Below are 14,292 nucleotides of genomic sequence, written 5' to 3'. Positions count from 1 at the left end.
TTAATCCATTTCTTCCACTGAGGTAATACCTGGCAGAACCTTTTCCTGTCGGTAGCCTCCAGGGAGGATAATATTTAATAAAATCGCAGTTAGGCCTCCGGCACAAATAGGATTTTCAACTAATACATATATTGAGGCGGGTAATATTTTAAAAATTTCGGGGTCATAAGAAACACCAAGTCCTAAACCTAAAGAAGTGGCGACAATAAGTGTTTCACGGCGCTTTAATCCGTTGGTAATAATGATGCGGATACCCGCAATGGCAATCATGGAAAACATCAACGTCATTGCACCACCCAGAACTGCCGAGGGAATAGTGGTGAAGAAGCCACCGATCACCGGAAATAATCCGAGGATAACCAGCATTACCGCGATGGTTCGCCCGACATAACGTGAGGCGACACCGGTCATCTGAATAACACCGTTATTTTGTGCAAACGTGGTTAATGGTAGTGAACCGACGGCGGAGGCGATAACCGAAACCAGACCATCTGCCAGCACGCCGCCTTTCAGGCGTGACTGATATTCTTCTCCCTGGATAGGGCGGCGGGAAACCATTGCTGTGGCGGTGATATCCCCTACCGCTTCCAGTACACTAAGCAGATAAATGGTGCCGACCACCAGGAACTGATGGAGGTTGAAATTAAATCCGTATTTGAAAGGATGGGGAATAGTAATGAGGGGGAGATTGCGTAAACTGCTGAAGTCCACCATGCCAAGGCATAATGAAACCGCATAACCCACGCACAAACCAATGGCGATTCCGCCCATACGTAGTAGCGGACTGCGACAACAGTTAAAGCCAATAACCACAATCAGCACCAGTAAACCAACACCAAGATGCTCGTAGTTGCCGAACGTGCCACTGCTCTTGGCGGCAAAACCACCGCCAAAATCAATAATGCCAACTTTAATCAGGCTTAAGCCGATCATCAGTACAACAATACCACTGACAGTGGGAGTAATTACTCTGCGTAAATAAGGAAGAATAAAAGAGGCTCCGACCACCAGAAAGGCACCAACGAAGGAGACGCCGAGGAGTGACGACATGATTAACTCTTCATGAAAACCGTCGTTTTTCATGCTGCTACCCAGCGCAATCATAACTGTCACAAATGAAAAATTGACTGACTGAATAGAGAGTAAACCTGAACCTATAATTCCATAGCGATTTACCTGCAACCAGGTACCAATACCAGAAGCGATCATCGCCATAGAAACCAGGTAGGCAGTGGTTTCTGCGGAAAGTTGTAAGGCCGCCCCCACAATTAGCGCGGGTGTTACCATTGGGACGAAAATTGCCAATAGATGGGTAATGGCACCAACGATAGCCTGATGAAAAGGAGGGCGATCCTCCAGTTCAAATATAAGGTCAGAACCTGCATGGTTTATATCAGACATCCCTTCACTCCTTTATAAAGTAAATTTGATCATCTGAATCAGTAAAATAAATTCCCACGAATTTGGGGCGCAGGACGCCTTGAGAACGGCTTATCTCATTTTCGCAGTTACTAATTAGTTATCTTTAATACAAGGGAAACTGGCCGCCGAAGCGGCCATTTATTATTTATATTTTTTTCAGCGCGGTGAGTATTTTCTCCGGTGTGAAATGCCATTCGCGTAACCAGATGCCGCAAGCATCGTGAATTGCGGTAGCAATTGCCGGTGCTGCACCGTTCACGCCGATCTCCGAGATTGATTTCGCCCCGAATGGGCCGACTTTATCGTCACTCGGCACCAGCACAGCGCGGAAATCACGCGGAATGTCGCCAATTTTCGGCGCGCCATAGCTGCGTAAATCACGCGTTAATGGGTGTCCTTTGGCGTCATAAATGATCTCTTCGCTCATGCTGTGGCCGATAGCTCGGAGGGTAGCGCCGTAGATCTGCCCCAACGCTAACTCCGGGTTGACCGGAGTACCGCAATCCAGCAAGGCGTAGAATTTATCCAGGCGGATTTCACCGGTACGAGTATTGACGGCCACTTCAGCGAAGTTTGCCCCATACGGGAAGGCGAAATCAGGTGTGATGTAACTGGCTGTTCCCACCAGTGAACCAAAGCCAGTACCAGTTTCGCCTTTATGGGCAATATCCCCGAAACTGACTTCGCCTTTCTTGCCGCGAACGACACCCGGCGTTGCCAGTTGAACATCTTCCAGTGGCTCACCCAACATTTGCGCGCCGTGGAAAAGGATTTTCTCGCGTAAATTTTCCGCTGCCATACGTGCGGCGTTGCCTGAGAAGCAAGTGCCGGACGAGGCATACGCGCCTTTATCAAACAACGCATGATCGGTATCACCGGAGATAACATGCACGTCCTGCGGTGGACAATGCAGCACTTCGGCCGCCAGTTTAGTGACTACAGTATCCAGACCCGTACCGATGTCAGCACCACCAGAATGGACGATAAATGTACCGTCTGATTCCAGTTTGATCATGCAGTTAGCCTGATCGATATCAGGGATACCTGATTTCTGCATAATAATGGCGACGCCACGACCCACGCACCAGTCACCTTCCTGCGCTTTAGGTGAAGACCATTGGATCATCTCACGCCCCTGACGCAGGATCTCTTCCAGTGCGCAGCTGGCAGCAGAAGGAACGGAGGTCGGCGCTTTACCTTCGCCAATTGCGCCGAGAATCTTCAGCTCTTGCCCTTCGTGTACCCGGTTACGTTCGATAATTTCCAGCTGGTCGATCTGCAACTGTTCAGCCAGTTCTGCTAATGCCATAGTGATAGCGAAGTTACCTTTCGGTGCGCCATAACCCTGATAAGCACCATTTGGGCAGATGTTGCTGTAGTAGGTGGTGACCTGGAAATCGACGTTATCGCACGGATATAACGGCAGCGACAGCGCCGGTCCGTTACACGGTACGGTGAGTGAGTGGTTGCCGTAAGGGCCTGTGTTGGCGCGGAAATCCATCTTCACTGCCGTCAGGCGACCATCTTTTTTGGCCCCCAGTTTGACGGTGACTTTCGCGACGTGACGAGAGGTGTTAGCAATAAACTCTTCTTCACGGGTGTAGCGGAACAGTACCGGACGCCCGGTCACGCAGGTTGCCCAGGCGCACACTTCTTCCTGCAGGATATCCTGTTTAGACCCAAAACCGCCGCCTACGCGTTCTTTAATGACATGAACTTTATGCTGTTTCATGCCCACGAGACGCGCAACCTGGCGACGCAGGTGCCACGGTACTTGAGTGGACGCGTGGATAACCAGACGATCGCCGTCCATGCGGGTAAAGCAGATGTGTGTTTCAGTCGGGCACTGTTGTGCCTGAGTTGAATTATAGGTTCGTTCAATGATCACATCGGCGTCGGCAAAGCCTTTATCCATATCACCAATATGACCATGAATACTGGCGGCGATATTTTTGCGAGGGCGAGAACCGATAGGGAAGTTGATGATCATATGCTCGCCGCGCTGGGCTGCATGGCTGTTATCGTCTTCCAGAGTATCTGGCGCACCAGCAACATACACCACCGGTTCATCGTGTACGACAGGCGCATCTTCCGCCATTGCCTCGTCAATCGACATTACTGGCTTAAGCACCTCATATTCAACGTCGATGAGCTTCAGTGCTTCGAGCGCAATTTCTTCACTTTCAGCTACTACCGCAGCCACGCGATCGCCGACGTGACGCATTTTCTTGCCGAACATACGGCGGTCAAGCGGTGACGGTTCCGGTGCGCTCTGACCACCAGGTGTGTAGTAGATATCTGGGCAATTCAGGTGAGTAATAACGTGAACAACGCCCGGTAAAGCCTCGGCTTTACTGACATCCAGATGGGTAATCAGTGCGTGAGCGTGTGGGCTACGTAACATTTTAATGACGCAGGCGTCAGCGGTTACGCGGTCTTCAACATAGCAGGGTTTCGCCTGCACCATTTTGGCAGCGTCGGTTTTTGGGTAATGTTTACCAATAACCTCAAGGTCATCGCGGAAAGTTGGGGCGATATCAATCGTAGCCTGTGGGTTATTTTTACGTGCAACCGCCAGTTCAATGACCTGGTAGTATTGCTGCCAGCCAGCATCGCGGCTGAACAGACCAGAAAGCGCGTCGTCGATCTCTTCACGGGTTGGTGTGGCGATGCGATCGAGAAGATCGGTGATAATCAGAGCCGCAGCCGGATCGTTATAACCGGACTGCACCACGCCGACATCAACCATTGCCTGTTGAACCAGACTTAATTCATTCCATTTGCCTAAGGATTCAGTGGTGAGAATGTCTGCGTTTTCTAACTGTGCTGCTATCAACAGGGAGGCGTTAAGGATATTACCGTTAAAAAGAATCGCGTCAGAACCGGCAAAACCGAAGCCATCATCACTGTTGCGCACAGAGTGCATACCCATGCCAAACAACAGCTTTTGCACGTTCTCACCAGGATTGGCCTTTAGCTCCTGGGGCGCACCATTTAAAGTAAAGTGGATATTCATACGGCTTCCTCCCCAGCCTGTTGGCAGTCGGCATACAGGTCGGCTACCAGAACTCCCGTGATATAGCGTTTATAGGCCACGCTGCCCCGCAAATCTTCCTGCGGGAAAATGGCGTTGGCGACAGCCTGTTCAAGTGCATAGCCTTCCAAATTTTGTTTTTCGACATCGTGCAGACGCAGTGCTTTACTGGTGACGCCATCCAGCGCAATTCGCATACCGTCGTGGTCGGTTAACGCTACGGCTGCTGTCACTACCGTTAATCCAGCCTGGGAACGGCTAATTTTGCGAGTCGCACAGGTGCGGTACGGATCTTTAATGATGATTTCGGTTAGCAGGCGATCGCATGGGCAGGCCAGGTACTCTTCGATTGACAGTGTTTCACCATTGCCAAAAACCAGTTCAGCATCCAGAGCCAGCAGAACGGGAAGCAACACCGATTCTTCCTGCTGGGCGGCGATTTCACCACCAATAGTCGACTGATTACGAACATGGCGAGAGTAAACAAAACCGAGTGCTTCGCGCAGTGCCGCAGGAATAAAGCGCGCATCACGCAGTGGCTGTAAGCGAGACATTGCACCAATACGCAGTGCGCCGTTATCCCAGTCAACCCAGTCCAGCTCCAGATCCTGTAAGGAAATGGCAATCTTTTTATCGGTGCGGGTTGGCGTGGCGTTGAGTTTGCTGCCGCCGGCAAACCAGACGGCTTCATCCTGGTAGCGGCGCTTCAGTTCCAGCGCCTGTTCGACAGAGTCGGGCCTGAAAAATTGTTCAATCATCTTCTTTCCTTATTTAACCCTCTTCCCGGAAGGAAGAGGGTTTTTGTCATTTATGCCAATGCATCCATACGACGCCACATACTGGCAGCGGCTTTTCTGGCTTGCGCATAAATGGAATCGCAATCGAAGTTAAACTGACGATCTTCATAGACCATCACGCCGTTGACCATCACGCTGTGAACGCTGCCTGACCCCATACCAAAAGCGATATGTCCGGCGATATTTTCTGCCAGCAGCGGCGTCGGCGAGTTGTAATCGCAAATGGTTAAATCTGCTTTATAACCGGCTTCCAGGAGGCCAAATTTCGCGCCAAAGTTGCGGCTTATCAGTTCGTTGCCGTTAGTCAGGGCTTTGGCAAAACTGTCAGGCCATAGCGGACCACCCGCATCGCGATGTTTAAAGAAGGCAAATTTCATCTCTTCAAACATGTCTGAACCAATGCCGTCGGTTCCCAACGCCAGATTGCGAATATCGCTAAGGTGATGGTTGTAGCCGACGTGGTTGTTCATGTTGGAACGGGCGTTATGCACCAGGAACGCATCGCGCTGATTGAGCAGAGCAATATCTTCTTTCGACAAATAAAGTCCGTGAGCAACCAGCGTTTTGTTGTCGATGAGATCGTATTCTGCCAGCCGTGCCAGCAGGTCTTTGCCGTACCAGTGGTGACTGTGAGAAACGTCGTAAAGGTCTTCAGCGGCGTGAATGTGTAAACCACGCCCGGTGGCTTTTACGGCTTCGCGCAGCATTCCCAGACCGGCATCCGGCACGGTAAACGGGGCGTGAGCGCCGATATGCGCTTCTACCAGATACGGCTCGGTTGCCGCTTTCTTCGCATCATCAATCTGACGGGCGAAGCGAATATTTTCTTCTACCCCTTCCTGTAACTCCTTAATGCCGTTGTTACGGTCAGTGGTTTCAAAACAGGTCATCGCGCGCAGGCCAACTTTTAAAAATGCGTTGCGCAGCGTTGAGAGCGACCCGCCGATATACGCCGGAGAAGCATGGTGATCGATAACCGATGTACATCCACTCTTGATTGCTTCCAGTGAACAAATCAGTCCGCTGTAGTAGAGAGATTCTTCATCAAGGGCGCGATCGAGCCGCCACCACAGGTTTTTCAGCGTCGAGATGAAGTCCGGGCAGGGGGCGATGTTCGCCATAATCCCGCGGGAAAGCCCCGAGTAAAAATGGTTGTGCGAGCAGACAATCCCCGGCATTACAATCCGACCATGCATCTCTTTGTAGTTGGCTTCAGGGTAGCGGTGTGTCAGGGCGTTGCCGATAGCGATAATCACATCATTTTCGATAGCGATATCGACGCCTTCCTGCACTTTCGCCGGGTGTAGCTGTACTGCGGTGACATTCTTCAGAATCAACATGATTACACCTCCACGCGGCCCAGCAGATAATGATGATGCTGGTGGACATGGCTAATGATGCGGCACATATCGTTCAGCTCTGGCGGTACGTTGTTGAACTGACCTTCGCTGTCGATGTTTAACACCCAGCTTTGGTTATTCAGACGCACGCGTACTCGGCAATCTTCCACCAGGAAGCCTGGGTTGCTGCTGTTATCAAAGTCTTGCGACAGGCTAAAGACGGTGATTTTGTCTTTGTACGGTTTACCGTTCCACGGACAGAACTGGGCGCAGTTGCCGCATTCGTTGCAGTAGGCGTCCAGGTGCAGTGTCTGGAAACGGTTCTGGAATCCAGGGACCGCAATTGACACGTTGGCGCGGTTCGGGCAGACATCCACACACTTGCTGCAAACGTAGTTACATTCAAGACAACGTGCGGCTTCCTGAGCGACAAACGCGTCACGATCATCGCTGTTCACCAGGGTGACAGAGATATCGCCTTTGCGTTGGTAGATTTCCGTCGGGTTGACGTTGTTCCAGTATTTATCGCTTTGGTGTGAACGGATATTTTCCCGGCTAAGAATGGCATCCGATGCCCGACGAGCTGTGCCGACAGCCGCGACAATGGAGGAAGGTCCGCGCTGTACGTCACCGATCATAAAGACATTAGTCAGGCGGGTTTCACCGTTATGGTCGACGTCTGGCCAGCCGTTGTTGTCCAGCGGCACGCCCATCGTATTCAGGGCTTCAGTATCCTGTTGTTCACCAATGGCGGTAATCAAACTGTCTACGTGCAGTGTTACCGTTTCGTTGGTTTCTACCGGGCGGCGACGACCTTTCTCATCAGGTTCGCCAAGTGACATGACGCGCAACGTTAAGGTGCCATCAGCATCGAAACGTTCAGGATTGTTCAGGAAACGGAACTCCACGCCATCGTGCAGTGCTTCTTCATACTCTTCGCGCCACGCAGGCATCTCTTGTAATGAACGACGGTAAACCACAGTCGCTTTTTCAACGCCTGGCACGCGTAATGCCGCACGGGCGCAGTCCATTGCGGTGTTACCCGCCCCGACAACCACCACATGTTTACCCAGCTTGAGCGCAGTACCCTTGTTGTACTCGCGCAGGAAGGGGAGAGATTTCCAGACATTCTGGTTGTCGCCCGCCAGTTTCACACCGCTATTTTTATCAGTACCTGTGGCAATCAGAATGTAGTGGAAGCCCTGATTTTTTAACTGTTCGACGGTCAGGTCCGGCGAGCAACCGTACTCAAATTTCACGCCGTGATCGGCAACAAAATCGATATCGTGCTGAATTAACTCAGCCGGAATACGGAACTGCGGAATGATATTTTTCACCACGCCGCCCGCGTTAGCTTCGCGTTCAAACAGCGTGACAGGATGGCCTGCTCTGGCAAGGAAGTAACCTGCAGCCAGACCCGCCGGACCGGCGCCAATTACAGCAACCGGATGACGAGAACCGGAACCGGCTGGTTTGTGCCAGCGTTGCTTATATTCATCCCAGCCTTTTTCCAGGGCGACTTTTTTCATTTCGCGGATATTCAACGCACTGTCGTAATCCAGACGAGTACAGTTGTACTGGCACTGGTGATCGCAAATATGGCCGGTAATCGCGGGCAGCGCGTTGCGTTGGTAGATAAGTTCCAGCGCGTCGGCATAGCGATGTTCGCCCAGCAGGCGAATATATTCCGGAATATCCTGTTTGATGGCACAAGCAGTAACACAGGGTGCAACGTAGCAGTCGGTCAGTGGCAGGTCTTCTGCCACTTCAATACGCTCTTCTGGCTTCCAGTGTTTCTGGGTGTATTCCATAGTTAGCGCATCTGCTGCCAGCCTGTTCAGCCGTTCGACGTCAACACAGTTAAGCCCCCAGGCGTCTGACCCTTCCAGTTCGCGCATGCAAGCGCTTAAGCGCAGATAGCCACCAGGTTTCAGCAGGTCAGTTGCCATGGTTATCGGGCGAATACCCGTATCGAAAATATCGCGGATAGTTAACTGGCTGGCACCACCGGAATAAGAGATAGGCAGTTTGCCGTCAAAGGCGCGGGAAAGAACTGCTGCGACATTGATGGAGAGCGGGAACAGCGCACGCCCGGACATATACATCTCTTCGCCAGGCAGTGCACCTTTATTGTTGATGGTGCCGAGGGTGTTAGTCAGTTTGACGCCAAAGCCGAGCGATTTTTCTTTCGCCAGCGCCATCAGGCGTTCCAGCATTTCCAGCGCCTGGGTTAGCTTGAGATCGTGATCAAATGACTCTTCTTTTAAGCCAATGTAATCGAAACCACAGCTATCGAGAATCTCGCGCACTCGCGCGTAACCCAATAAAGTCGGGTTGAGTTTCACGAAGGTATTGAGCTCTTTTTCTTCCAGCATGTAACGGCAAATGGCTTCGATTTCATGTGGAGGGCAGCCGTGCATCGTGGAGAGGGTAACGCCTTGTACCATGCTGGTGGGGATACGTGCCGACAAGGCCTGCAAACTTTCACGTTTTTCCTGCAAACCGTGGCGGGCTAAAAATGCGTCATCCTGGAGTAGTTTATGAAGCGTATCGCGGTATTGTGCAAACTTCGGATGTGCAGACGCGTCCATCATATTATCGATGAACTGCTGCATGGGTGGTTGTTTAATGCCTTCGAGGTTGTAACCGACGCTCATATTAAAGATGAATGATTTACCGGACTCGGACGGCTGGAACATAGCTTCGAGAAGATGCAGGGCGAACCAGGCTTTGAGGTATTCATCCCACGCTTTAAGCAGGGTAAATTCGGTAGACCATTCGGTGTTAAAACACTCGTCTTCGGCGTCGATACAGGGCTTTTCCAGCTCCAGACGATCGAGGATTTGTACTGTTTTAAGTTCGATGAAGCGTCCGCCAGTCAGCCAGGAAGTGACGATGTTTTGTGCGAGTTGCGTGTGCGGACCTGCGGCGGGGCCGACTGGTGTCGCACAGGTTTCACCGAAAACACCGACAGATTTACCTTTTGCGGGTGAGTAAAACTGTTGCTCGGGAATACCAAAGATTGAGCGTTGTTGTTGGTATTCATCAAATATGCGCGTCAAAAGTTCCTCAAACGGAATGGGACGCATAATATCCCCCATAACCCTCTCCTTAGCTTACACAGATATCATTGAGTGACCGGTATTGAGAAATCCGGTGGTTTAGGGGGATAGAGCAACAATCACACCACTCTTGCCATGTTCGCCAGGAAATATAAAAAAATGTGAAGCGCCTCGAAACTTAATGTCTTTTTGTGAATGATCTCACAGGTGTCAAATGAGAATTAAAATCACTCCTGGGTATTATTGTTGTCAGGAGTTTTATCACTTTTTCTCATTTCTCAAAATCAGTGATTCTGTATCATTATGATAAAGACGTACTGAGTGGATTTAATATTTGAACGCAAACGTTTAACTGGCTTTTCTAAATTTTAGTATGCTTTTTTTGTGCATTAATAAAGTCATTTGGGGTATCAATATCTAAAATTATTTCTTCATTATCCAATTCGACGAAATAATGTTCGCCCATGAGTAATGCCTGGCGCATATGGGTAACATTAGGTTGTTTGACCGCCTGCATCAGGCAGGATTTTGACACTAAAATCGGATGGCCAGGCGTACCATTATGGAGCGGGAGTATGGCTCCGTTGTTTCGTAACTTCCAGATTTTTAGGAAAATATCTCTGTTGATGGTTGGCATATCACCATGAGTGAGAAAACAATGTTCTGTTTGTACCGCTGGTGCTGCGGCCTTTACCGAAGTGAGTAACCCCTGCGCATAATCTGGATTGTAGATAATAGTAATGTTGCTATGGTTTGCGTAGCGATTATGCAGTTCATTACCACGATAACCAGTGACCAAAATAATTCGGCTACAAAACTGCAACGCATTTTTGATACTCGCGTCAAGAATTGTTCCCTGTTGCCAGGGTAACATCATTTTCCATTGCCCCATTCTTGATGATAATCCGGCCGCGGTAATTATACAGTCGATGGCTGACATAGTGGTTCCATTATTATATGGGCTAATAACGCCTGAAAATGTGTTACTCCCTGATTAATGCGTACTTACCCCAGAGAGGTCCATGAAGACTCGTGAAAAGTATAATTGACCCATCGGCGTTATTCATTGATTTAGGCGCGCAGAAACACCCCTCTGTGATTTCTGTTGTTGGCGCCGGGGGGAAAACCAGTCTGCTTTTTTGGCTGGCGCAGTTATTTCAGTCCATCGGTAGGCGCGTGTTAATCACTACGACCACACATATGTTTATGCCAGATTCACACTGGCCCGTGGTTTTCTGTCGTGATCCCGCCATGCTTCCTCGCTCGTCTCTCAAATTCCCCATTTCATTTTGTTTTCACCGCTGGAAAGCGAACCAGGGAAAAGTGCAGGGATTTACGCCAGAAGCGATTGATGCACTGGCGCAACGACCAGAGTGTGACGTAATTCTCATTGAGGCAGATGGCTCACGTGGAATGCCATTAAAAGCGCCGGGTGAGCACGAACCTTGCATACCCAAAAGCAGTTGCTGTGTGATTGCTGTGATGGGAGGGCATATTTTGGGCGCGCAAGTTGGCACGGAAAATGTCCATCGCTGGTCGCAGTTTGCTGATATTACCGGGTTAACACCTGATGCAACCTTGCAACTGAGCGATCTCGTTACGTTGGTTCGTCACCCTCAGGGCGCGTTTAAAAACGTACCACAAGGCTGTCGGCGAATCTGGTTCATTAACCGTTTTTCTCAATGTGAGAATGCGATTGCGCAAAGCGAGCTACTTCAGCCGCTGCAACAACATGACGTAGAGGCAATCTGGCTGGGCGATATACAAGAACATCCTGCAATCGCGCGCAGATTTGTGAATTAGCGGCCCGGATATTCCGGGTTACTGAAAGGATATCCATTGAGGTTGGTATGAATATTTTCACAGAGGCTGCAAAACTCGAAGAGCAAAATTGTCCGTTTGCGATGGCGCAAATTGTAGATAGCCGAGGTTCTACCCCCCGTCATTCCGCACAAATGTTAGTGCGCGCCGATGGTTCTATCGTCGGCACAATTGGTGGCGGAATGGTTGAGCGGAAGGTAATTGAAGAGTCGCTTCAGGCATTGCAGGAACGTAAGCCGCGATTATTCCATGGACGCATGGCGCGTAACGGTGCGGATGCCGTCGGGTCAGATTGCGGAGGCGCAATGTCAGTGTTTATCAGCGTACATGGTATGCGACCCCGGTTGGTGTTGATCGGCGCGGGGCATGTTAACCGGGCGATAGCCCAAAGCGCAGCACTGCTGGGGTTTGATATTGCTGTTGCCGATATTTATCGCGAAAGCCTGAATCCTGAACTTTTCCCGCCATCAACTGCGCTTGTTCATGCTGAGTCGTTTGGCGCGGCAGTGGAAGCACTGGATATTCGCTCTGATAATTTTGTCCTGATTGCCACGAATAATCAGGATCGTGAAGCCCTCGATAAACTCATTGAACAGCCCATTGCATGGCTGGGTTTACTGGCCAGTCGCCGCAAGGTTCAGCTTTTCCTGCGTCAATTGCGTGAGAGAGGCGTGGCTGAAGAACATATTGCCCGTTTACATGCGCCCGTTGGTTACAACATAGGTGCGGAAACGCCGCAGGAGATAGCCATCAGCGTTCTGGCAGAGATATTACAGGTGAAAAATAACGCGCCGGGTGGGCTGATGATGAAACCTTCTCATCCTTCCGGACACCAGCTGGTGGTGATTCGCGGTGCGGGGGATATCGCCAGTGGTGTGGCGCTACGTCTGTATCATGCTGGTTTTAAAGTGATCATGCTGGAAGTGGAAAAACCGACGGTGATTCGTTGTACCGTGGCGTTTGCCCAGGCCGTGTTCGATGACGAAATGACGGTTGAAGGCGTCACCGCCCGACTGGCAACCAGCGCTGTAGAGGCGATGAAACTGACTGAGCGTGGGTTTATTCCCGTGATGGTAGACCCCGACTGTTTACTGCTTGATGAGCTGAAACCACTTTGTGTGGTGGACGCTATTCTGGCGAAACAGAATTTGGGTACGCGTGCTGACATGGCTCCAGTGACGATCGCTCTTGGGCCGGGCTTTACCGCAGGTAAAGATTGTCATGCGGTGATTGAAACAAATCGTGGGCATTGGTTGGGACAGGTTATTTACTCCGGTTGCGCACAGGAGAACACTGGCGTTCCCGGCAATATTATGGGGCATACCACCCGACGAGTTATTCGCGCTCCGGCGGCAGGTATCATGCGTTCCAACGTGAAGTTAGGCGATCTGGTACAAGAGGGCGATGTGATTGCCTGGATTGGCGAGCATGAAATAAAAGCGCCGCTGACGGGAATGGTACGTGGTTTACTTAACGACGGGCTGGCGGTGGTCGGTGGCTTTAAAATCGGTGATATCGATCCTCGTGGTGAAACGGCTGATTTCACCAGCGTTTCTGACAAAGCCCGAGCGATTGGTGGTGGCGTACTTGAGGCGTTAATGATGTTGATGCATCAGGGCGTTAAAGCGACGAAAGAAGTACTGGAAGTGGCTTAAATGAAAATGGCCGGATGGTATTACCCACCCGGCCTGAGACTGATGACAAACGCCAAATTGCCTGATGCGCTGCGCTTATCAGGCCTACAAGCGCTTTTCAAGCAATTGAATATTAGATGTTTTGTAGACTGAGTAAGGCGTTCACACCGCATCCAGTATCAATAACGCGCACTTTGTTAACAATCTTTGGCCGAATGGCATCGCCACCCGGCCAATAAATTACTGAGAAATCACCGTTCCGGTTTTTCCTTCAATCCCTTCTTTCGCTTTGCTCAACACGGTAATCAGTGCTTCGCGACCTGCGCGAGAGCGGGCAAATGATGCGGCGGCTTCCACTTTCGGCAGCATAGAACCTTTTGCAAAATGCCCTTCTTCGATAAAGCGTTCTGCATCGGCCAATGACAGGCGATCGAGCCACTGCTCATTCTCTTTACCGAAGTTAATCGCCACTTTTTCTACAGCAGTCAGAATGATCAGCATATCGGCATCGATCATTTCTGCTAAACGGGCGCTGGCCCAGTCTTTATCGATAACCGCACTGGCGCCGCGCAGATGGTTACCTTCTCGAATCACAGGAATACCGCCACCGCCAACGGTGATCACAACCTGTCCTGCATCTACCAGCGCTTTAACTGTCTCTTTTTCAACAATATCTACCGGCTTAGGCGAAGCAACGACACGACGATAGCCGCGACCCGCATCTTCTTTCAGGGTATAGCCCTGTTTTGTCAGTTGCTCTGCTTCCTGCTCGGTAAAGAACGAACCGATCGGTTTGGTTGGGTTGAGGAAGGCCGGATCGTTAGCGTCGACTTCGACCTGGGTAACCAGCGTTGCAACGGGTTTATTAATGCCACGAGAAAGCAGTTCTTCTCTTAAGGCGTTTTGCAGATCGTAACCAATATATCCCTGACTCAACGCAACACAGACAGACATTGGCAGCATCGGTGAATTCGCTTCAGTTTTTGCAGCGGCTTCGAATGCCTGGTTAATCATGCCTACCTGCGGTCCATTACCATGAGTGACGATAACTTCATGTCCCTGGGCAATTAAATCAACAATTGCCTGAGACGTAATTTTTACCGCTTTCATTTGTCCGGCCAGATCGTCGCCCAGCGCATTCCCGCCGAGGGCGAGAACAATTTTCTTACTCATTTTTCCTCA

Annotated in this window: 9 protein-coding genes; 2 read left to right on the top strand and 7 right to left on the bottom strand. The window is 50.5% G+C overall.

Features of this window, described 5'->3' with window-relative positions:
* The 6 genes from xanQ to mocA form a co-directional block, all read right to left on the bottom strand.
* The gene (gene xanQ, locus FEM44_RS04275) at positions 1-1,401 is read right to left on the bottom strand and encodes a xanthine/proton symporter XanQ (RefSeq protein WP_135521134.1); all 1,401 of its coding nucleotides are present in this window, start codon (positions 1,399-1,401) and stop codon (positions 1-3) included.
* Positions 1,402-1,567: 166 nt separating this feature from the next.
* Positions 1,568-4,438, bottom strand: a complete 2,871-nt coding sequence (locus FEM44_RS04270) for a molybdopterin-dependent oxidoreductase Mo/Fe-S-binding subunit (protein ID WP_135521136.1) — start codon at positions 4,436-4,438, stop codon at positions 1,568-1,570.
* Complete coding sequence (gene ygfM, locus FEM44_RS04265) at positions 4,435-5,214, bottom strand: molybdopterin-dependent oxidoreductase FAD-binding subunit (RefSeq protein WP_130259390.1); 780 nt, start codon at positions 5,212-5,214, stop codon at positions 4,435-4,437. The genes FEM44_RS04270 and ygfM overlap by 4 nt, the downstream gene beginning before the upstream one ends.
* Before the next feature lie 50 nt (positions 5,215-5,264).
* The gene (ssnA, locus tag FEM44_RS04260; protein WP_135521138.1) at positions 5,265-6,593 is read right to left on the bottom strand and encodes a putative aminohydrolase SsnA; all 1,329 of its coding nucleotides are present in this window, start codon (positions 6,591-6,593) and stop codon (positions 5,265-5,267) included.
* A gap of 2 nt (positions 6,594-6,595) precedes the next feature.
* Positions 6,596-9,694 carry a putative selenate reductase subunit YgfK gene (gene ygfK, locus FEM44_RS04255; RefSeq protein WP_135521140.1) on the bottom strand — a complete coding sequence of 1,033 codons (3,099 nt, stop codon included), beginning with the start codon at positions 9,692-9,694 and terminating at the stop codon, positions 6,596-6,598.
* A 322-nt stretch (positions 9,695-10,016) separates the two neighbouring features.
* Positions 10,017-10,595, bottom strand: a complete 579-nt coding sequence (gene mocA, locus FEM44_RS04250; protein ID WP_135521141.1) for a molybdenum cofactor cytidylyltransferase — start codon at positions 10,593-10,595, stop codon at positions 10,017-10,019.
* 92 nt (positions 10,596-10,687) lie between these two features.
* On the opposite strand from mocA, the gene yqeC reads away from it, so the two are divergent.
* A complete protein-coding gene (gene yqeC / locus FEM44_RS04245; protein ID WP_135521143.1) occupies positions 10,688-11,458 on the top strand; it encodes a selenium cofactor biosynthesis protein YqeC in 771 nt (256 codons plus the stop codon).
* A gap of 47 nt (positions 11,459-11,505) precedes the next feature.
* A complete protein-coding gene (yqeB, locus tag FEM44_RS04240; RefSeq protein ID WP_135521145.1) occupies positions 11,506-13,131 on the top strand; it encodes a selenium-dependent molybdenum cofactor biosynthesis protein YqeB in 1,626 nt (541 codons plus the stop codon).
* A gap of 219 nt (positions 13,132-13,350) precedes the next feature.
* Here the strand turns inward: yqeB and arcC are convergent, their stop codons facing one another.
* A complete protein-coding gene (gene arcC / locus FEM44_RS04235) occupies positions 13,351-14,283 on the bottom strand; it encodes a carbamate kinase (RefSeq protein WP_135521147.1) in 933 nt (310 codons plus the stop codon).
* Positions 14,284-14,292: the final 9 nt, after the last annotated feature.

It is taken from the genome of Escherichia sp. E4742 (genome assembly GCF_005843885.1).
In the GTDB taxonomy this organism is placed as follows: Bacteria; Pseudomonadota; Gammaproteobacteria; order Enterobacterales; family Enterobacteriaceae; genus Escherichia.
This window is presented reverse-complemented; position numbering and strand designations above follow the sequence as displayed.

What these genes read in the sequence shown, in the direction of transcription:
- xanQ (WP_135521134.1), bottom strand. Translation starts at nt 1,401, where the DNA reads ATGTCTGATATAAACCATGCAGGTTCTGACCTTATATTTGAACTGGAG.
- FEM44_RS04270 (WP_135521136.1), bottom strand. Translation starts at nt 4,438, where the DNA reads ATGAATATCCACTTTACTTTAAATGGTGCGCCCCAGGAGCTAAAGGCC.
- ygfM (WP_130259390.1), bottom strand. Translation starts at nt 5,214, where the DNA reads ATGATTGAACAATTTTTCAGGCCCGACTCTGTCGAACAGGCGCTGGAA.
- ssnA (WP_135521138.1), bottom strand. Translation starts at nt 6,593, where the DNA reads ATGTTGATTCTGAAGAATGTCACCGCAGTACAGCTACACCCGGCGAAA.
- ygfK (WP_135521140.1), bottom strand. Translation starts at nt 9,694, where the DNA reads ATGGGGGATATTATGCGTCCCATTCCGTTTGAGGAACTTTTGACGCGC.
- mocA (WP_135521141.1), bottom strand. Translation starts at nt 10,595, where the DNA reads ATGTCAGCCATCGACTGTATAATTACCGCGGCCGGATTATCATCAAGA.
- yqeB (WP_135521145.1), top strand. Translation starts at nt 11,506, where the DNA reads ATGAATATTTTCACAGAGGCTGCAAAACTCGAAGAGCAAAATTGTCCG.
- arcC (WP_135521147.1), bottom strand. Translation starts at nt 14,283, where the DNA reads ATGAGTAAGAAAATTGTTCTCGCCCTCGGCGGGAATGCGCTGGGCGAC.